Origin of the sequence: Nitrosomonas halophila, from assembly GCF_900107165.1 — a bacterium.
Taxonomy (GTDB): domain Bacteria; phylum Pseudomonadota; class Gammaproteobacteria; order Burkholderiales; family Nitrosomonadaceae; genus Nitrosomonas; species Nitrosomonas halophila.
In genome coordinates this window covers 14,357-35,097 of record NZ_FNOY01000026.1, presented here as the reverse complement: position 1 = coordinate 35,097, position 20,741 = coordinate 14,357, and the positions used below count along the sequence as shown (strand labels likewise).

The window sequence follows — 20,741 nt, the reverse complement described above, 5'->3', positions numbered from 1 at the left end:
TCGAACCTTTCATGGCGCAGAAATCGCATTATATCATGCACTTGGCGCGCTACCTGAACCGGATGTCGCCCACAGATTCTGCTGACGAGCCGAAAAATTTGAGCGTCGATCACTGATCGAAAGTGAAAAATATCTGTTTACTTGTATGCCTTATGTTGAATTGAATCTGCTACGTGCCGGCATGATAATGTATCCAGCGAATTACCCATGGCCAAGTCACCGGGAAAGCACATTGAGTTAACCCGGTGTGGAGGTAACGTCGCAACGGGAATACAGCCGGTTGAGCATAACGGATGAATGGATCAACGACGACAAGTGCCTATCGGCAAATCTTCGGGACACGGTTTATGGAAACGCCTGGTGATTTATACTCGTAACCCTCAAGGCTTGAGTGCTAGGAGGTTGTCCGAGAATAAACCGATCTTCTGCGGACGAACCTGCCAGGCTGGATTTTTCGATTCTTTTCGTTGAATAGAACAACTATTCGCCTCAAATGATCGAGAATTCTGCTCAGCAAGGTTCGTCCTCGCTACGATCACTATTCTCGGACAGCCTCCTGGGCAGCGATGAATTCATGGCCAGAATAGAGCGGGAGCTGAAGTGACGAGCTTCACCCACGCCAAGGGGAGGAGAGTGAAAATCGGAAGATTATCGTTACAAGACCAGATTCAGCCGAGTCCGATTTCATGGACTTCAGAATTCTTTGATCTTTCTTATGGACCTGACCCCGAAGTGCGCGTGACCCCGAAGTGCGCGATCTCGCGGTGCGCGAGTGCGAGGTTTTGACTGACATCGGTGCCGACCTTTGCTGCCACGAATACTTGCTACCAAATTGTTCCCGGACTCAGGCACAACCTCGATTTAGATTCTGAGCGATTATGACAAACGATCAATGGATGATTCTAGCTATTCTGGCAGCCATGACTATCATGTTTCTGTGGGGGCGCTGGCGTCACGACATGGTGGCAACCGGCGCGCTACTTGCTTGCGTACTGGCCGGACTTGTCGCACCCGACAAGGCTTTCACTGGTTTCGGCCATCCGGCGGTGATTACCGTGGCCTGCGTGCTGGTGCTGAGCCGTGGCTTGCAAAACTCGGGCGCTATCGACGCATTGACGCGAACCATGCTGCCTGCCAACGCGGGGCACCTTGTTAGTCTTGCCGCGCTGATGGGCTTGGGGGCCTTTTTGTCCGGTTTCATGAACAACGTCGGGGCCATGGCCCTGTTGATGCCGGTGGCAGTCTACGTGTCACAGCGGCTCGAACTCGCTCCGGGACAAGTGCTCATGCCGCTGGCCTTCGGCACCATCCTCGGTGGCATGATTACGCTGATCGGCACGCCGCCCAACCTCATCGTGTCCGGCTTTCGCGCTGAAGCTGGCCTGGGCAGTTTTGCAATGTTCGATTTCACACCCATCGGTCTGGTTATCGCGCTGGCAGGGGTGTTGATCGTTGCTCTGGTCGGCTGGCGCCTCGTCCCGGTGCGCCAACAATCGGGCATCGAAGGTTTTGAATCCGGCGCCTACATCACCGAAGTCAGGGTACAGGAAGGAAGCAAGGCCGAAGGCCTGAGCCTGCGTGAAATCGAAGCCGAGCTCGCTGATGTCGACGCACAGATCATCGGCATCGTGCAGAAAGAGATTAAATTGATCGCAGCCAACCCTGGGCGCCGGGTATATGCGAGTGACATTCTGATGATCGAGGCAGAAGCCGAGTCTCTGACTGAAGTGCTGTCCATTCTGGGGCTTAAACTCGAAGAGTCGGTGAAGCTGGAGGCGTCGGAGGAAACGGAATCTGTCGATACACCAAAAACGAAGGGTACAAAGAAAAACCAGACCAAATCGCAGCCCGAGGGCGCAGAAAGTACCGAGGAAACTGATCCTCCGATAAAATCCGGCGATATCATACTGATGGAGCTTGCCGTGTTGCCCGGCTCACCACTGTCCGGCAGCTCGGCAAGCGATATTTTGTTGAGAACTCGTTACGGGATCAATTTGCTCGCGTTTTCCCGCAAAGGGAAGCGGTCAATGAGGCGCCTTCGATCTATCGCCCTTCAGTCTGGCGATTTGCTATTGATGCAGGGCCCCCCGGAGTCAATTATTGAATTCGCGGCTGACAACGCATGCGTGCCGCTTGCCCAACGGGAGTTCCGTATCCCCAACAAGCGCAAGATATGGGAAGCGAGCCTGATCATGCTTTTTGCCATTGGCGGTGCCGTATTCGGGCTGTTGCCAGCAGCCGTATCCTTTGCGATTGGCGTGCTTGTGTCGATGGCGTGGCGTACCGTACCGCCTCGACAGGTTTATGAGGCGATTGATTGGCCTGTCATCGTGTTGTTGGGTGCGCTCATACCGGTCGCGGGCGCAATGGAAGCCACGGGCGCAGCCGCCCTCATTGCTCGTTTTTTGATCGAGAACGTGGCACAAGGCCACGTCATTGTCGGGCTGGTATTGATTCTCGTGGTCACGATGTTCCTTTCGGATCTGATGAATAATGCTGCCACAGCTGCCGTGATGTGCCCCATCGCTATTGGGACCGCTTCGGCATTGGGTGTGAGTCCAGATTCGTTCCTGATGGCGGTGGCGATCGGTGCCTCATGTGCATTCCTGACGCCGATCGGACATCAGAACAACACCATGATCCTCGGACCGGGCGGCTTCCATTTTGGTGACTACTGGAAGTTGGGTTTGCTGTTGGAAATCATCGTGGTTGCCATTTCGGTGCCGATGCTGCTGATTGTTTGGCCGCTATGACTCTGTGCCAAGTGAGTAATCCCGTGGCGTCAAACAAATATCGTAAGCGGTCCGATTTTTCAATGGTGCAGCACTTCGTCCTCCGTGGCCGGAGAGAGGGCCTCGCGCCATGAGCCGCTTTCACGCACCTGACCCTTGCGACAGCGAAGGCTGGCGTAAAAGATGCTTCGACATCATTTTTGGTTATGAAACACAAGCCGGTCGCGGCTTCGATGTCGCGCTGGTTGTCATCATCCTAATCAGCGTAGGGGTTATCCTTGCGGATTCGGTCGCGGTTCTCAACCGGCGTTTCGGGCCTCAGTTCATCGCTCTGGAATGGTTTTTCACACTGCTTTTCACGGTGGAGTACCTGGTACGTCTCTGGGCCGTGCGCGAGCCATTGCGCTATGCCAGAAGCTTTTACGGCATAGTCGATCTGTTTGCCTTGCTTCCCACCTACCTGTCGCTGCTGTTCCCCGGGTTGCAGTATCTGGCTGTGATGAGGACGCTGCGTATTCTGCGTATCTTCGAAGTGCTGCAGATGCGGCGGTACAAACGTGCATCGGGAGTTCTGCTCGACACGCTATTCAAGAGTTGGCGCAGGATCCTGGTATTTCTGATGGCCATGCTTGCCATCATCACGATTTTTGGTGCCTTGCTCTTCGTCATCGAGGGGCCGGAGCATGGCTTCACCAGTATTCCCATATCGATGTACTGGGCGCTTATCAGTGTATCGACCGTAGGTTACGGCGATATCTCACCGGTGACTCCCTTCGGCCGGTTCGTCGCGTCGTTTCTTATCCTGATTGGGTACGGCATCATTGCCGTACCCACTGGCATCTATTCGGCCGAGATGATGAGCAGACTCAAGATGCAAGCCGATGAGAGAGTCTGTCTACAATGCGACCTCGCGCGGCACGATGTAGATGCACGTTTTTGCCGCAAGTGCGGTGCCTCTCTGCCCGACGAGGCCGGCTCGGAGAAAGCCTCTTCCAATATGAAATGAGTCTGAGCAAATAGACGCTGAAATCGAGCATTATGCGAAACACGGTGATTGATTACTGCTGTCCCATAAACGAGGAATGGAGGAGGCCTGAGTACCGACTTGCTTTGATATAATCAGATTATCAAAAATCATTGAAAAACAAGAAGGAGCTCAGGCCTTATCGTATCATAATGCCGTATTTTCGCAGTTGCTCAAGCGGATTCCTGATTCCAAGGCATGAATTCGAGATCCTCGCAAATCGCCAGCACGAAGCATGGACAGAAATGACTTTGATTTTTAGATGGCGGGGATGGACGCTTACAAAATATAACCCCTATTTTGCGGCCGCAAATTAACTGCTATTGTATTTATCGTACTATTTTCTGAATTAATTCATGACAACACACAAGGGGTATGGGCAAACTTGGTGGGGAACGCAGTGGCTTAACTCACTTGCGCAAATTGACTATGATAATCGTCTGCCGCGCGGGCGTAGTTATGCCAACAAAGGCGCAGTAACCAAAATTGAGATTCAGGATGGGGAAATTCTTGCCAAGGTAAGAGGCTCTCGACCAAGGCCTTACACGGTGAGCATTAAAGTTCCTGCAATGCCTCAACAGCAAACCAAGACTTTGTTGGATGCACTGGCAAGTGATCCAGTCATTATTTCGAAAATGCTCAATCGTGAACTTGATCCTGCCGTCCTGGAGCGCGCTAAGGCACTCAAGATCGAGATCTTCCCAACCGGCTGGAAAGATCTCGGCATGGATTGTTCCTGTCCCGACTGGGCTGTGCCATGTAAGCACTTGGCTGCGGTAATTTACCTGATCAGCCGGGAAATAGATGGCAATCCCTTTATGATTTTTTCATTGAAGGGTATCGATCTTACTCAGGAACTAGAAGCTCGTCATATTTCGATTGAACGAGAAGCGAAGGCGAGACTGCCGACGGTGGATAGCTTGCTGAATCATGGGCAGCAGAAGGCAATATCGGTTTCGGAAGTTGCTAATCCGGAGGATTACAGTCCGCCAGATTATTCCACGCTGCCTGACCTGACTGCTACCTTGATAAGTGTATTGCCTGCGAATCCTACCTTTTTTCAGCAGGGTGATTTTCGTACGACTTATGAAAAAGTACTGAAGCGGGTGATCAAGCAAGCTCGCCGCGCGCTTAAAACGACGGTGGTAACGAGTGATGCGTTGCCATCAATTGTTGTCGCCGCAGATAAACCGCATGTTGTACTGGATCATGCGTATCAACCACTCCTTACCGGATTGGCGGAGCCGGCAAGCTGGTCGGATTGGGTGTCTCGATTGCAACAGCTGACCGAGGGTGATTTACCTGATTTACAGCCTGAAGTAGCGGCTATGTTCCATGCTCGTATGACCAGCTTATATCTGCTGGCACAAGGTGCAGTCTTGCCGCAAGTCTTCGAAATAGGGAAATCGGAAGTAGGTTTACGCTGGCTTCCGGCAATTCTGGATGAGAGGATCAGAGATTTGATTAATCGACTGGCATTATTGCTGCCGACAGGAGTATTGGCCTACCGTAACGGCAGGCAGGTTGACAATCTGTCTGGTACCGTGCAGGCCGTTGCGTTGTGCAGCTTGTTTCTGGGTGAGTTTATTCGCTATTGGAGTGACGCCCATAATGAAAAACCATATGCCAACAAACTGCTTGATTTATTTTTCGGTCATGGTCATGCCCGGTTTGACGGACCTGGCGAAGGAGAAGTTGGCTCTGGCGTGCAGTTGTGGTTGTCGCGCTTTCATCTGAGTCAGCATGCTTATATGCCAGTACTGAAGCTTGAGGACGAGGGCAGTGGATTCAGTTTGTCGCTCGGCGTCATCGCGCGCAACGCGCCATTACAGGAACCGGTTCCGTTTGCCAGTCTGCTGATGGATAAGGCATGGCAGGAAAATCGTTATAGTGTGTTGCAGATCGTATCATTGCTTGCGGAATTTTTCCCGGCCTTTAATGATTATATCAGCACTGGCGCTGCTTCCCCGATAGCGCTTAGTGCAGAAACGCTTCCTGATTTTCTATTCGATACATTGCCGATCATCCGGTTACTTGGGATACGCGCATTGCTGCCCAAGGCGCTGGACCGCATACTACGGCCACGCATCTCGATGAAGGTTTCAGGCAAGCACACCGGAAGTACTGGCTATCTTAACGCGGATGATGTTTTTGGATTTAACTGGACAGTGGCAATTGGCGATAATCAACTGACTCGTTCCGAGTTTGATGAATTGGTCAAGAATGCTCATGGCATTGTTCGCTTCAAAGGTGAATATGTTTATCTGGAGCCAACCGAAATCGAGCAGCTGCGGCAACAACTTGAAAAACCACTACGAACTTCTCGCGCGGAATTGTTGCGTATTGCCTTGGCGGGGGAATACCTTGGGACGCCAATTACACTGGATGGAAAAGCACGCGCTATTATTCGTGAGCTAACGGAAATCAGCAACGTGCAATTGCCCAGCACGCTTAATGCAACCCTGAGGCCGTATCAAGAACGCGGCTATGCCTGGTTGTATCGCAATATTTGTGCCGGACTTGGTAGCGTCATCGCCGATGACATGGGTCTGGGCAAGACGCTGCAGGTAATCGCCACTTTGCTGAAACTCAAGGAGGAAGGAAAGCTAAACGAAGCAAAAGCGCTGGTGATTGTGCCGACCAGTTTGCTGACTAATTGGACAAAAGAGATCACGCGTTTTGCACCGACAATAACAGTGGACATTTTTCATGGTGCAGAACGCATGCTGGACAAAAAGTGCGCAGATGTGCTGCTGACGACATTCGGTATGGTGCGCACTGATTTACCCAAACTCAAGAAGCAGCCTTGGTGCATTGTCGTCGTGGATGAGGCACAAAATATCAAAAACCCTATTGCCGCGCAAACCAGGGCCGTTAAGTCTATTCCTGCGCCTGCGTTCGTCGCCTTGACGGGTACGCCCGTTGAAAACAGATTATCTGAATACTGGAGTATTATGGATTTTGCCAATCGTGGATTTCTAGGGAACCTCTCCAGCTTTACCAAAGAGTATGCCGTGCCCATACAAAGCCATCATGATAACCAGGTGATTCAGCGCTTCAAGCGTGTTACCAGTCCTTTTTTACTGCGGCGGCTTAAATCAGACAAAAGCATTATTAGTGATTTGCCGGATAAAATCGAACAAAATCAATACTGCAGATTGGTGAAAAAGCAAGCCGCACTGTATGAATCTGTCGTGCGTGAAGCCTTGCGAGTGATCAATGGCGAATCCGACACATTTAAACGACAGGGGTTGGTGCTGCAAATGATCATGGCTTTGAAGCAGATCTGTAATCACCCCACGCAATATCTTAAAACGGGAGATGATGACGCTGGCTTGTCAGGTAAGTCGGAATTATTTCTTGATCTACTTGATCCCATTCTTGCCGCCCATGAAAAAGTACTGGTCTTTACACAATTTAGGGAAGCAGGTGAGCTGCTGTCTAAATGGATTAAAACAAGGTTCGGGCGTGAGCCACAATTTTTGCATGGTGGGGTTGCACGGAAAACGCGTGATACGATGGTGGAAAAGTTTCAGAATGACCGAACCGAGCGTGTTTTTCTGCTCTCGCTGAAAGCCGGTGGTACTGGTCTTAACCTAACGGCTGCCACCAACGTGATCCATTTTGATCTTTGGTGGAATCCAGCGGTAGAGGCCCAAGCAACAGACCGGGCCTATCGTATAGGCCAGCAGCATAACGTGCAAGTTCACCGCCTGATTACTCGCGCTACATTCGAGGAACGCATCAATGACATGATCCAGTCCAAGCGCGATCTGGCCGACCTGACTGTGGGTGTCGGGGAAAAATGGATCGGAAATTTAAGCAACGAAGAATTAAAGGATGTGTTCAGCTTAGGATAAATTAAGCGTGTGCGATTAAACAAGACTCAAGTTTAGACATTCATCAGCAGAGAATTATGGCTACGCAACATTGGATATCTCCGGGAGGAAATTTATCTGGGAAGAAAAAGCGTGCTTGCCTTTTTCTTCCCACACTTTGCCTGTCTGCAAATACGTTGGTCACGTCATTGCCAGCTAGGTGATTATGCGGTTGTGGGTATAGTGTCGATGATCTCCAGTAATTCCTCGATGCCTTGTGCGTTTTCAATATCTCGGTTGGGACGGAATACCAGCAGCGCATTGCTGCGTGCTTCGACGTAGACGCCTGGATAGCGTTTGACGAAAGTAAGCAGCTTGTCGGCTGCGGCCAACGCTAGATCGCCGTTATTTCGCGTGTAAACGCGATATCCGTCCGGATGATCGATTGCTACGGAGGGGGCGTGCTCCTGATAATCTACCAAGTAGCGCTTCAGGTAATGTCCGGGAGCCAGCACCAGATCCGGAATGGCCGGGATGTCGTCCGGGAGTGTAACGATTACCAGGGTATGGCGATGCTCGACGTAGTAATCCGGTGCGGCGGTATGGCTGTAATCAAATACTTTGATCCCGTAACCATGGTAGGTTGCGGTCATCACATTACTCTCCTGTTTCCGGTCCCCGCGTCGCAGGTAGATAAAACCATGAATATCCAATACTGCCAGCGTGGCGGGATTGAATGTCATGCCATGTCTTTTCGCAAAGGCTTCCATCTGCTCTGCTCGTGTCGAGAGCCTCGCTTCGCGCCGGACCAGCGCTGCATCGTGCATACGTGCAGATAGGGAATGCTGGGTAAATTGATAGTATTGTTCGAGGCCGAGCAAATGGAAGGGGCGGCCAGATCGCAGGTATTCTTCTTGTAATTGGTGCAGGTAATCCATGGCTGTGTGGTCCACAATCCGTCCTGACTCTGTGACTATGAGGGATAGCGAGGCATCATTAGGGAGATTCTGCAACAGTTTATCCAGGGGCAGCAGATTGAAGCACACCAGAGAGCCCAGGGAGATCTCGTAGTGTCGACGTCCGTCACGCGTGCTGGAATGGACTTTGATCACCGGATTTCGGAACAGGCTTGCCAGATTGCGCCAGATTAATTCCAGCGCTTGGACAAAGGCTAAACGTCCAGTCAGGACCGCACGGAATGAAGGTGTCAGAAGGTACGCCAGCATCAAAATTTCAGCTGCCATGCCGATCAGAATCCCCCAAAGCAGGCCTGTCATCAGAATGGCGCCTACCGTTAGCAGGAAGATCAGTATCTGGTCGCGTCCAATGGCATAGGTCTGGCTGAATACCCGGTATTCGCACAGTCGCCAACCAACATAGATCAAAATAGCGGCAATTGCTGTCAAGGGGATCATGGTGATCAGATCGGTGGCTAGCAGCAAGAACACGATCAGAAACACGGCGTTGTAAAAATTAGCCCAAAGTGTACGCCCCCCTGCATCGATATTGGCCCGGCTTTTTACACCGCCTGGAATGATTGTCAAGCCGCCGGCCAGACTTGAAGCCACATTGGATACACCCATCGCGCGCAGCGTTACGTTGGGGTCGGACTTGCGCTGATAGGGGTCGATTTTGTCCACGGCGGCGATCGTTGCCAGGGACTCGATGCCATCGATCAGGGTCAGGGTGATGACAATTGTCAGCATGCTGATCCATAGATCAGGTCGGGTGAGCAGCTCTCCAAAGGCCGGAGGGGTGATGCCGCCTTCCAGGAGATTATCCGGCATCGCGATCAGATAGGGGGCATCCAATCCCAATACGACGGCAAAAACAAGGCCCAGCATGGCTACGAACAAGGGCGGTGGAATACGCCGCAGCCAGGTTCGGCGGGTTGCGTTGAGAAAGAACATCAGGAACAGACAGAGAATGCCGATGAGGAATACGGCTGGCTGAATGTGGGTCAGGGTTTCCGGTAGCTTGATGATGGAATCCAGCGTGGTCGGAGCGACCGGCGAAAGATCGCCTAGCAAAGGGGGGATCTGTTTGAGGATGATCATGATGCCGATCGCTGCCAGCATCGCTTCAACAACCGTCACGGGTAAAAAGATGGCGAAGCGTCCAGCATTCATGAACGCCAGTAGAATCTGTGCCAGGCCAGTCAAACAGATAGCTACCAGCAATAGCGGGTAGCCTGCCGCAAGGTCTCCACCGCCCAGAAGCAGCATGCCTGAAAGCAAGGCGGGAGCAAGGCCTGCTGCCGGCCCACTGATGGTCACATAGGCACCTCCCAGGAACGGAAATACCAACCCGGCGATGATGGCTGAGATTACGCCGGACACTGGAGGGGCACCAGATGCGATGGCAATGCCCAGGGATAGTGGCAATGATACTAGTGCTACTTGCATGCCTGCGCCAAGATCATAGCGCCAGTGCTTCAAGCCCTTGATTCCGTTACTCGGTTTGCTTTCCAAGGTATTCATTATTTTTATTCATCCAAGAGGTACAACGTTTACTAATATCGGTAAATATCGCTACAGAATCGTAGGCGCACAGACAGCTGGGCAGGACTGAAATCATACTATATCAGTCCATTTTCATACTCTATTATTTTCTTCAGTCAACCGTCAGATCGAACCGTTTTTCCGGAGGCGGATCGTGCGGATGGTTTCGGTTGGAAGAAAGAATACTGCGGTAAACACCGAGTTGAGGTTCTGGCGTACTGCTTGATGGCAAACTGATGGGCGGCGATCCGTTATATGGAACGAAATCCGGTGAGGGCAAGAATGGTGTTGAAGGCGGAAGCATGTCCCTGGCCGAGTGCGGCTGCCCATTGTAGATTGGTGGGGGATTTCCTGCTGAGCCGGCGGCTTTTGAAGTGTTGCGGCCAAACCTCGAAATAAGCCAGCCAAGAAAAAGGGGTAGCGCTTCCTTTTGCGAGGTTGTCAGATTCCCCAATGCTTGGAGCCGCTCATAAATAACTGTAACACTTGGATCACATCTAGCGGGCGCACTGCGGCGTTACTCGTCGTCGCCATAGCCTTGCTATGACTCCTCCTCTCGCCTTGCATTGCATCCCACCAGACGCGCCCAATTGTCACACTTATTCCTTTACGGCTCCTTTGCCGCAGTGATGTGGAATGAATCTCCTGCCTGGCAATAAGCTTGCTAACCGGTTTTGGGTTCACGACTGAAGCGGTAAAAGGCCAGCATGCCGAATAGGTTGGGCAGCAGAACCATCTTGCGTTCACCGTTCATCACGCGTTGTTCCAGAATGTTGACCTGCAGCTGATGGCAGAGCTGTTCAAAGTCATGCAGTGTGCACAAATGGATGTTGGGGGTGTTATACCATTCATAGGGCAGGCAGCGGGAAATCGGCATGCGTCCGGAGAAGACCTGCAGGCGATTTTTCCAGTAGCCGAAATTGGGGAAGGATACGATACCCTGCTTGCCAACGCGCAGCATTTCCAGGATGATTTTTTCGGTGTTTTTCATGGCCTGGAGCGTCTGTGACAGGATGACATAGTCAAATGAGTCGTCTCCAAAACCGGAAAGACCTGATTCCAGGTCGCTGTGGATAACGTTGATTCCGTTCTCGAAGCAAGCCAGTATATTCTGTGTGTCGATTTCTATGCCATAGCCATGAACGTTGAGCTGGTTTTTAAGGTGGCGCAACAGGGATCCATCACCACAGCCCAGATCGAGCACTCTCGATTCCGGCTTGATCCAGGCCGCGATGGCATCGTAGTCGGGGCGTGATGGCAGTTGGGTGTGACTGACTTCGTTTGTCATCATTATTAAGAGTAGAAATTCTGCAGAATGTTGGCTTAGATGGAAATATTGTGCATGTAGGCACGCATCAGCTGATGATAATAGTCATCTTTCATGAGGAAGGAATCATGCCCGTGACTGGACGGGATTTCTGCATAGCTGACATTGCGTTTACTGGCAACCAGCGCTTTGACAATGGTGCGGGAACGTTCGGGGGAAAATCGCCAGTCTGAGCTGAAGGAGAGTACCAGGAAGTCTGCCTGGGCACGCGCAAAGGCTGCTTGCAGATCCCCGTCGCAATCCTGGGCCGGATCGAAATAGTCGAGCGCCTTGGTCATGAGCAGGTAGGTGTTGGCATCGAACTGATCGGCAAATTTATCTCCCTGATAGCGAAGATAGGATTCAATCTGGAATTCCACCCCAAAGTTGAATGCGAAGGTGCCATTGCGCAGTTCCCGTCCGAATTTGCTGGCCATGGAATCGTCTGATAAATAGGTGATGTGGCCCAGCATGCGTGCCAGACGCAAGCCTCTGCGCGGGAAGGTGCCGTGCGAATAATAATCGCCGCCATAAAAATCGGGATCGGTCAGGATGGCCTGGCGCGCCACATCGTTGAAAGCAATGTTCTGTGCGGTCAATTTTGCCGCTGCAGCGATGACGATGGTGTGACGAACTCTTTCTGGTGCATCGAGTGCCAGTTGCAGGGCTGACATGCCACCGAGGCTGCCACCGATTACGGCTGCAAAGCAGTCGATTCCGAGCCGATCGGCGAAGCGCGCATAGGTTTCGGCCCAGTCTCCGGTGGTCACCAGAGGGAAATCCGGTCCATAACGCTTGCCGGTTTTGCTGTTGATACTGATCGGACCGGTGGATCCATGGCAGCCGCCAAGGTTATTGATGCCGATGACAAAAAAGCGGCGCGTATCGATGGGTTTGCCCGGCCCGATCATATTGTTCCACCAGCCCGTACTCTTGGGATTGTCAGCATAGACACCGGCCACATGATGGCTGCCGGACAATGCGTGACAAATCAATACGGCATTGGATTTGGCTGGATTCAGCTCACCATAGGTTTCATAGGTCAGCTCGAAACTATCCAGCACGGCACCGCTTCTCAGGCTCAGCGGTGAGTCAAAATGCATGCGCTGCGGGGAGACGATGCCGAGTGAATCTGAATCATGCATGAACGTAAAATTTTGAAGTGAAGTGAAAGTATATGAGTATACAAGGATAGAGCGGTTTATTATATCGTCAAAAGGTCCGCTCCATGGCGCTTAGCGCTGTTGGTTCGGGCAAATGCCAGCCGATCAGCTGTTCAGTTTCAACAACAGGTTGTGAATTTTTTCTGAATCATGGGTGCGCAGTATTTTTTGCGTGAGACGGGTGATGCTGGGGATATGGCTGCCGAGAATTTCCCGTTTTACGGTCAACAGTTGTGCCGGATACATGGAGAATTGCCGTAAACCCATGCCCAGCAATAAGCGCGTGTATTTTGAATCGCCTGCCATTTCTCCACAAATCGAAACTGGCACATTGGCCTTGCCGGCGACCTGAATGATACGGGCAAGCAGCCACAGCACGGCGGGGTGCAAGGGATCGAACAGGTGGGCGACCGTTTCGTCGACACGATCGATGGCCAGCGTGTACTGAATCAGATCGTTGGTGCCGATCGAGAGAAAATCCAGTTTTTTCATGAACAGGTCGAGCGCGAGCGCTGCTGCCGGTATCTCTATCATGCTGCCGATCTTGATATTTTCGTCAAAGGGTTTCTTTTCGTCGCGCAGGCTCTGTTTGGCAACTTCGAGCATTTGCAGCGTTTGGTTGATTTCCCAGCTGCTGGAAAGCATGGGAATCAGAATGCGTGCACAGCCATGACTGGAAGCGCGCAAAATGGCACGCAATTGTGTCAGGAACATGGCAGGCTCGGCCAGGCTCATGCGGATTGCACGCAATCCCAGTGCGGGGTTAGCTGCGATGCGGTAAGTGTTTTTGAGATTCTTGTCTGCGCCCAGATCAAATGTGCGAATGATGACGGGCAAACCCCGCATGCCTTGAACGACGGTTGAATAGGCTTCGAATTGTTCTTCCTCGCCGGGTAGATTATCCCGGTTGAGAAACAGGAATTCACTGCGGAAGAGGCCAACACCCATGGCGCCGCTTTCTCTGGCCTGGCCGATTTCCTGGGGAAGCTCGATATTGGCCAACAACTCTACTTGGGTGCCATCCAGGGTGGCGGACGTGACCGATTTGATGCGCGACAGCTTGCGTTTTTCCAGTGCGAGCTGGTTTTGCTTCAGGCGGTACTCAGCCAGTATATATTTGTCCGGGTTGACGATGACGATCCCGTGATTGCCATCTGCGATTAGGGTGTCATTTTCATAAATGAGTTGCTGAGCATGTTGCATCGCCACGATCGACGGGATGTTCAGGCTGCGGGCGACAATTGCCGTATGCGAGGTCGGCCCGCCCATGTCGATCAGAAATGCCGCAAACTGATGTTGCTTGTATTGCATGACATCGGCCGGACTGAGATCGTGCGCGACCAGTATGCTGGCGCCATCCTGCTTGAGCGGCGGCGGCGTATAGCCGGGGTGACCCAGCAGCACTTTCAGAACACGTTCGACAACCTGGATGACGTCGGTTTTCCGTTCACGCAAATAGGCATCCTCGATTTCCTCGAATTGGGCAATCAATACTTCCATTTGTTGAGTAATGGCCCATTCTGCATTGCATTGCACCTGTGCGATGTTTTCCATGGCCGCCTGAGCAAGCGTGGGATCATCCAGAATCATGTGGTGCAGTTCAAGGAAGGCGTTGAATTCGGCCTGTGCCGGTCCCTGAGTGGTGGATGCCTGCAATGTTTCCAGTTCCTGGCGCACGGTGGCAAAGGCGTTCTGGAGGCGTGTCAGCTCGGCATCGATCTGATTCTTAGGCAGCAGATAATGCGGGACATTCAGTGTGGCTGACGAAGCAAGATGCGCATGGCCAATCGCAATACCTTCGGATACGCCCACACCATGCAAAATAAAGCTCATTCGGATTCCCCAAAATAGCCATTGACCAAGGCGCGCAGTGCCTCGATGGCTGCCAGCTCGTCCGGGCCGGAAACTTCCAAATCGATCATGGTACCTTGACTGGCGGCAAGGGTCATGACCCCCATGATACTCTTTGCATTGACTTTGCGGCCATTGCGCATGAGCCAGATTTCACTTTCGAACTGACCTGCCAGCCGTGTCAATTTGGCCGAGGCGCGTGCATGTAAACCAAGTTTGTTGAGGATAGTCAGTGTTTCGCTTTGCATCACTAGGTTCTGGATATATGGATAATGCTGTCCCGGCCACCGGTCAGGACTTTGTCGACCAGTTCCGGCAAGGGTTTGTGCCGGTAATGCAGGGCGCGCAACAACATGGGCAGGTTCAGGCCGGCCAGGCATTCGACTTGTCCGTGTTGGATCAGCCTGCGCGCGATGTTTGCAGGGGTGGCGCCAAACAGGTCGGTTAGAATCAGTACGCCGTTACCTTGGTCAAGTTGTTTGAGCGCGGTTTGCAATTTTAATATTTCAGCATCGGGATCCACTGTTGGAAGAATGGGGTGATTGATTAACATCCTTGGCTGCTCGCCAAGGATGTGCTCGATACAATCAAGAAAGCTTGCGCCCAATGGTTCATGACTGATTATCAAGATGCCGACTATATTGTGATTCATGCCGTCGCCAATGGTGTAAATGGAAAATTTTATCACTGTCCATCTTTTATTGCCGAGTCGCTATGGTGGGGCGCTCAGTATTCCGGTCAGCCTGATATTGGTCTGGAGCTTCGCTTCGTTGTGCCGACAAATAACGGACAAGCAGAAAATAATAGTCGCTACCCATAACTAGACTGCTTTTATGGAGAGACCCAATGCGCTGTGGCTATCCAGATTTTTTGGTGACAATATATTGCCACAAGTGGCAGGACTTTGAAGAAGCAGGTCGGAACAGGAATTATCAGACAGTTTTGTTCCTGTTGAACGTGTGTCGGATTGGTTGGTCGAAGATGAGCAAGAAATCGGTAGTCTGCGGAGTCAAATATGTTTGCGGCACGGATCTTCATTGTTGTCGGCCAGATCAACTTAGTTGACTTGGGTTGTTTGGCACGTAGCGTACCCAGGAGGCTATCCGAGAGAAGTGTTTCTTGAAAGACTGATCTACTGCGGACGAGCCTAGCTGGCCGGGTTTTTCGATCCTTTTCCCTTTTCGTTAAATATATAGACCACTATTCGTCTCAAAGGGTCGAAAAATCCCGCTCAGCCAGCCTCCTGGGCGAATTGAGAAACATATTTATGTTACTATTTCGCACATTTCTGCATACAGGATATGTTGGGTGGCGTAAAAAGGCCGGTATGGTGTGTCAGAATTTTTAATTGCCGATTTATTTCGATGCAGGAATGTGGATGGCTGGATGCGGCAGGATATTATCGATACAGTTGTTTCTGATCAAGGGGTAACTTATTGGAAACATTGCCATAAAATAAATTTCTGTTTTTATCGGGCGTGAATCTTGTTATAATGAAAGCGATTGGATAGGTGGGCTGGGTTAGCCCATTTTTTATTTGTAGCGGAGCTATGTTGCTATTTGAGTTACTCGAGCCGACGTTGGCGGGAATGGGTTATGAGCTGGTAGATGTTGAACAATCTGCGCCTGGCAAGTTGATCCGAGTGTTTGTGGATAAAAAGAATAGTGCGATCACACTGGATGATTGTGTCGCCATCAGCAATCACTTGGGGCAGTTACTGGCTGTTGAAGATATCGATTATAACCGACTGGAGGTTTCTTCCCCGGGGTTGGACAGGCCGTTGAAGAAAAAGGCCGACTTCATTCGTTTTACGGGTGAAACTGTCAGAATAAAATTGCGGATTGCCTGGCAAGGGCAAAAGAATTTTGTTGGACTGCTCAAAGAAGTGAAAGACGATACCCTGATGTTGGAAACAGACGGGAAGACGCTGCAGATTGAATTGGGGAATCTGGATAAAGCCCGCTTGGTGCCCAAATTATAGTTTTGTTAAACCTAAGAGGCGGTTTTAGGGTTAAAAATATGGCTGGAGGAATATGAGCCGCGAGATTTTGCTGTTAGTCGATGCTTTGGCGCATGAGAAAAATGTGGATAAAGCCATTGTTTTTACTGCGCTCGAGATGGCGCTGGCTTCTGCCGCCAAAAAGCATTTTCAGGATGATATTGATGTTCGTGTCTCGATTAACCGGGAGACAGGGGGGTTTCAGTGCTTCCGCAGGTGGTTGATCATCGCCGATGAGGAGGTCGAGCATCCCGCCCGGCAAATTTCCCTGAGCGATGCCATGCAGCGGGATGAGCAAGCCCTGTTGGGTGAGTATATCGAGGAATTGATGGAGTCGGTCACATTTGACCGGATCGGTGCGCAGGCCGCCAAGCAAGTTATTTTCCAGAAAATACGGGATGCCGAGCGGGAACAAACCCTGAATGACTTTCTTGCACATAAGGAGTATTTGGTAACTGGCACCATCAAGCGTATGGATCGGGGCAATGCCATACTCGAATTCGGGAAGATCGAGGCACTATTGCCGCGTGACCAAATGATTCCTCACGAAAACCTGAGAATGGGAGACCGGGTTCGCGCCTATTTGCTCCGGATCGAACGCGCTGGCCGGGGACCGCAGTTGATTCTGTCGCGCACTTCACCTGATTTTTTAATTAAACTGTTCGAGCTGGAAGTGCCTGAAATAGAAGAGGAAATGCTGGAGATCAAGGCGGCTGCGCGAGATCCTGGTTCCCGTTCGAAAATTGCCGTGAAATCGAATGATCCACGGATCGATCCAATCGGCACTTGCGTGGGTATGCGTGGATCGAGAGTGCAGGCTGTTATTAGCGAGCTGGCCGGTGAGCGAATCGATATCATCCAGTGGTCGGAAGATCAGGCTACGTTTGTTGTGAACGCCTTGGCGCCAGCCGAGATCAGCAGCATTATGGTGGATGAGGATAAGCATTGCATGGATATTGTCGTCGACGAAGACAATCTCGCCCAGGCGATCGGCCGCGGCGGACAGAATGTGCGTCTGGCTTCGGAACTGACGGGGTGGCAGCTCAACATCATGACCGTTGAAGAGTCTGTGGAAAAGAATGAGGAAGAAACTGCCACAATTTGCAGATTGTTCATGGAAAAATTGGATGTGGATGAGGAGGTGGGACGTATTCTGGTTGAAGAAGGCTTTTCAACGCTGGAAGAGGTTGCCTATATTCCCTTGGACGAGATGCTTGAGATTAAGGAATTTGATCAGCAGACAGTTGAAGAATTGCGCAATCGCGCGCGTAACGCATTGTTGACCGATGCGATTGCGACAGAAGAAGAAATCGAGCATGCGTCCGAAGCATTGCTCGCTCTGGAAGGGATGGATATTGAACTGGTCCGGAAATTAACAGCCAAGGGCATCAATACCCAGGAAGAACTGGCCGATTTGGCGGCGGATGATTTGGTTGAAATGACTGGCATAGAATTGGAACGTGCCAGCAAGATCATCATCAAGGCGCGTGAGCCCTGGTTTATGTAAACTGTTTTTGAGTTAATCAGACAGGTTGGGTATGATTTTAAGTTTCCAGAGATGAATAAGCATAAAATTTCCTATATATTGCTAGGATTTTGTTGAATTTGAGGTAAATAAAAGGTTGCTGATGACTCAAATGACTGTAGAGCAATTTGCACAAGAACTAGGCATGCTGCCAGATTTGCTGCTTGAACAACTGCAAGCTGCCGGTGTTAACAAACGGTCGGCGACCGACTTTGTGACGGAACAAGATAAGACACAACTGCTCGATCATCTCCGGAAAGCGCATGGAACGAGTGGGACAAAGAATAAAATCACCCTGACTCGTAGGCAAACAACTGAGATAAGGCAGTCGGATGGTGCTGGCAAGGCCCGGACGATTGAGGTCAAAGTCAGGAAAAAACGCGTGCTGACCAAACCGGCAGCATCCATTGAAGCTGGTCAGGCTGCTGTTGGCGAGCCAGAGTCCGCCAAGGCTACTGAAGCGCCCGTTGCCGCCAGACAGCCAATTATTGATGAGGCACAACGTGCACTGCGAGAAGAAGAGGCCAGAAAACGGGCCGAGCTGATAGCGCGCCAGGAAGCTGAGCTAAAAGAAAAACAGGAAAGAAGAAAGCAGCAGGCAGCGGCTCAGGCCGGCATGGTTAAGGAATCCAAGGCGGAAGAGTCGGCGAAGGCTGCCGAAGCACAACAGGTTGCTGAGAACGCGGAAGCTGTGGCAGAACAGCCGGCTGCCGCACCTACCCCAGCAACAACACCGGAGCCAGAAAAGGTGGTTAAACGGAAGCCTGTTGTAGGCGAGCGGGTTATTCTTAAGCCTCCCAAGCCGGCTGCAAAACCCGCTGAAGAAAAGGTTGAAAAGAAAAAGAAACAGGTCAAGCAGCAGGAAGTCTGGAAGGAGGAAACTGCCAAGCGGCGTGAATCTAAAATTCGGGGCGATCTGTCGGGCGGGCAGGGCTGGCGCATGCGTAAGGACAAGCACGGTAAAAGCCGTTCTGGGACACCCCAGCCTGAGCATGCTTTTTCTGCACCGACTGAGCCGGTTGTGCATGAGGTTTTGATTCCTGAAACAATTTCAGTTGCGGTGTTGGCCCAGAAAATGGCGGTAAAAGCGGCCGAGGTAATCAAGGTATTGATGAAAATGGGCAGCATGGTCACTATCAATCAAATGCTGGATCAGGAAACTGCCATGATTGTGGTTGAAGAGATGGGGCATATTGCCAAGGTAGCGGCCCCGGATAGCCCGGAAGCTTTCTTGGAGGAAGTGACTGAGCCTGTTTCCGAGTCCCAATTGGAGCCGCGCGCTCCGGTGGTCACCGTTATGGGACACGTTGATCATGGCAAGACCTCGCTGCTGGATTATATCCGGCGAACTCGCGTTGCAGGCGGTGAGGCGGGAGGCATTACCCAGCATATCGGCGCTTATCATGTTGAAACCTCACATGGCATGATCACGTTTCTCGACACCCCGGGGCATGAGGCATTCACGGCAATGCGGGCGCGTGGTGCCAGTATTACCGATTTGGTCATTCTGGTGGTGGCGGCAGATGATGGTGTGATGCCCCAAACAATCGAAGCGATTCATCATGCCAAGGCGGCAAGCATCCCCATTGTGGTGGCTGTCAATAAAATGGATAAACCCGAGGCCAATTTCGAGCGCATTAAGCAGGAGCTCGTCAATCATGGCGTGGTGCCAGAGGACTGGGGTGGGGATGCGATGTTCATCGGTGTTTCGGCTAAAACTGGCCAAGGCATTGATGATTTGCTCGAGGCGATATTGTTGCAGGCCGAGGTGCTGGAACTCAAGGCAGTGAAGGATGCGCCAGCCAAAGGCATCGTGATTGAATCGCGTCTGGACAAGGGGCGAGGCCCTGTGGCGACCGTACTGGTGCAATCCGGCACATTGAAACGCAGCGATGTGGTCCTGGCTGGTGCAGCTTTTGGCCGGATCAGGGCAATGCTGGATGAACAGGGCAAGGTGATCAGTGAGGCAGGCACTTCGATTCCAGCCGAAATCCAAGGCTTGTCTGAAGTGCCGTCTGCCGGTGAAGTATTTATCGTCTTGGAAGATGAACGCAAGGCCAGAGAGATCGCGCTGTTCCGTCAGGGTAAATTCCGCGATGTCAGGCTGGACAAGCTTCATGTGGCGAAAATGGAAGACGTGTTTGGTCAGAGAGAAGACGTCAAAACGCTGAATTTGATTATCAAGGCGGATGTGCAGGGATCCTGCGAGGCTCTGGCATATGCCCTGCACAAGCTCGAGACCGACGAAGTGAAAATCAATGTCGTGCATAGCGGGGTTGGCGCGATTATCGAGTCGGATATCAATCTTGCGCTCGCATCCAAGGCTGTGATTATTGGTTTCAACAGTCGTGCCGATTTAGGTGCACGTAAGTTAATCGGCTCAACCGGTGTGGATGTTCGCTATTACGATATCATTTATGAAGCTGTGGATGAGATCAAAAAAGCGCTATCCGGCATGATGATGCCCGAGCGGAAGGAAAAGATTCTGGGGATGGTGGATATCCGAGAAATTTACAGAATCCCGAAAGTGGGTATTGTTGCGGGCTGTTATGTGCTCGAGGGATTGGTGAGACGCGACTCATTAGTCAGGCTTTTGCGTGACGGGGTTGTTATCCATACGGGTACTCTTGACTCCTTGAAACGGTTTAAGGAAGATGCCAAAGAAGTCAAAGCCGGTTTTGAGTGTGGCCTCTCGTTGAAGAATTACAATGATATACAGCAAGGCGATCAGCTGGAAGTGTATGAAATTGTCGAAACTGCTCGTGTGTTATAAGTCAAGGCAGCTGTAAGAACCCAACTTAAAAGCTGCGCATGACTGGTT

The 20,741-nt window shown here is 51.4% G+C and carries 13 protein-coding genes; 7 read left to right on the top strand and 6 right to left on the bottom strand.

From position 1 onward, the window contains the following. Positions 1 to 878: 878 nt before the first annotated feature. The 3 genes from BLV85_RS07700 to BLV85_RS07690 all read left to right on the top strand — a co-directional run bounded on the left by BLV85_RS07700 (position 879) and on the right by BLV85_RS07690 (position 7,616). Positions 879 to 2,753 (top strand): SLC13 family permease, encoded by a 1,875-nt coding sequence (locus BLV85_RS07700; RefSeq protein WP_090413927.1) that lies wholly within the window; start codon positions 879 to 881, stop codon positions 2,751 to 2,753. Between the two features lie 109 nt (positions 2,754 to 2,862). Then, complete coding sequence (locus BLV85_RS07695; RefSeq protein WP_090413925.1) at positions 2,863 to 3,738, top strand: ion transporter; 876 nt, start codon at positions 2,863 to 2,865, stop codon at positions 3,736 to 3,738. A gap of 374 nt (positions 3,739 to 4,112) precedes the next feature. After that, positions 4,113 to 7,616: a DEAD/DEAH box helicase gene (locus BLV85_RS07690; protein WP_090413923.1), complete on the top strand. Its 3,504-nt coding sequence runs from the start codon at positions 4,113 to 4,115 to the stop codon at positions 7,614 to 7,616. Between the two features lie 182 nt (positions 7,617 to 7,798). On the opposite strand, the gene BLV85_RS07685 is transcribed toward BLV85_RS07690, so the two are convergent. From BLV85_RS07685 to BLV85_RS07660, 6 genes are all read right to left on the bottom strand, one after another. Beyond that, the gene (locus tag BLV85_RS07685) at positions 7,799 to 10,054 is read right to left on the bottom strand and encodes a SulP family inorganic anion transporter (RefSeq protein ID WP_218132790.1); all 2,256 of its coding nucleotides are present in this window, start codon (positions 10,052 to 10,054) and stop codon (positions 7,799 to 7,801) included. Between the two features lie 685 nt (positions 10,055 to 10,739). After that, a complete protein-coding gene (gene metW, locus BLV85_RS07680) occupies positions 10,740 to 11,366 on the bottom strand; it encodes a methionine biosynthesis protein MetW (RefSeq protein ID WP_090413921.1) in 627 nt (208 codons plus the stop codon). 32 nt (positions 11,367 to 11,398) lie between these two features. Then, positions 11,399 to 12,526 carry a homoserine O-succinyltransferase MetX gene (metX, locus tag BLV85_RS07675; protein WP_090413919.1) on the bottom strand — a complete coding sequence of 376 codons (1,128 nt, stop codon included), beginning with the start codon at positions 12,524 to 12,526 and terminating at the stop codon, positions 11,399 to 11,401. A gap of 123 nt (positions 12,527 to 12,649) precedes the next feature. Beyond that, positions 12,650 to 14,377: a phosphoenolpyruvate--protein phosphotransferase gene (gene ptsP / locus BLV85_RS07670; RefSeq protein WP_090413917.1), complete on the bottom strand. Its 1,728-nt coding sequence runs from the start codon at positions 14,375 to 14,377 to the stop codon at positions 12,650 to 12,652. Further along, positions 14,374 to 14,643: an HPr family phosphocarrier protein gene (locus BLV85_RS07665; protein WP_090413915.1), complete on the bottom strand. Its 270-nt coding sequence runs from the start codon at positions 14,641 to 14,643 to the stop codon at positions 14,374 to 14,376. The genes ptsP and BLV85_RS07665 overlap by 4 nt, the downstream gene beginning before the upstream one ends. A 2-nt stretch (positions 14,644 to 14,645) precedes the next feature. After that, positions 14,646 to 15,047, bottom strand: a complete 402-nt coding sequence (locus BLV85_RS07660; RefSeq protein ID WP_245725129.1) for a PTS sugar transporter subunit IIA — start codon at positions 15,045 to 15,047, stop codon at positions 14,646 to 14,648. Here BLV85_RS07660 and BLV85_RS15170 point away from each other — a divergent pair. The 4 genes from BLV85_RS15170 (at position 15,009) to infB (ending at position 20,693) form a co-directional block, all read left to right on the top strand. Then, a complete protein-coding gene (locus tag BLV85_RS15170) occupies positions 15,009 to 15,215 on the top strand; it encodes a hypothetical protein (RefSeq protein ID WP_176973969.1) in 207 nt (68 codons plus the stop codon). The genes BLV85_RS07660 and BLV85_RS15170 overlap by 39 nt on opposite strands. Positions 15,216 to 15,945: 730 nt before the next feature. Beyond that, entirely contained in the window at positions 15,946 to 16,377 is a 432-nt protein-coding gene (gene rimP, locus BLV85_RS07655) for a ribosome maturation factor RimP (RefSeq protein WP_090413913.1), read from the top strand. A 52-nt stretch (positions 16,378 to 16,429) separates the two neighbouring features. Next, positions 16,430 to 17,902, top strand: a complete 1,473-nt coding sequence (nusA, locus tag BLV85_RS07650) for a transcription termination factor NusA (RefSeq protein WP_090413912.1) — start codon at positions 16,430 to 16,432, stop codon at positions 17,900 to 17,902. A gap of 121 nt (positions 17,903 to 18,023) precedes the next feature. Further along, positions 18,024 to 20,693, top strand: coding sequence for a translation initiation factor IF-2 (infB, locus tag BLV85_RS07645; protein WP_090413910.1), 2,670 nt, complete (start codon positions 18,024 to 18,026; stop codon positions 20,691 to 20,693). The last annotated feature ends 48 nt before the right edge of the window (positions 20,694 to 20,741 follow it).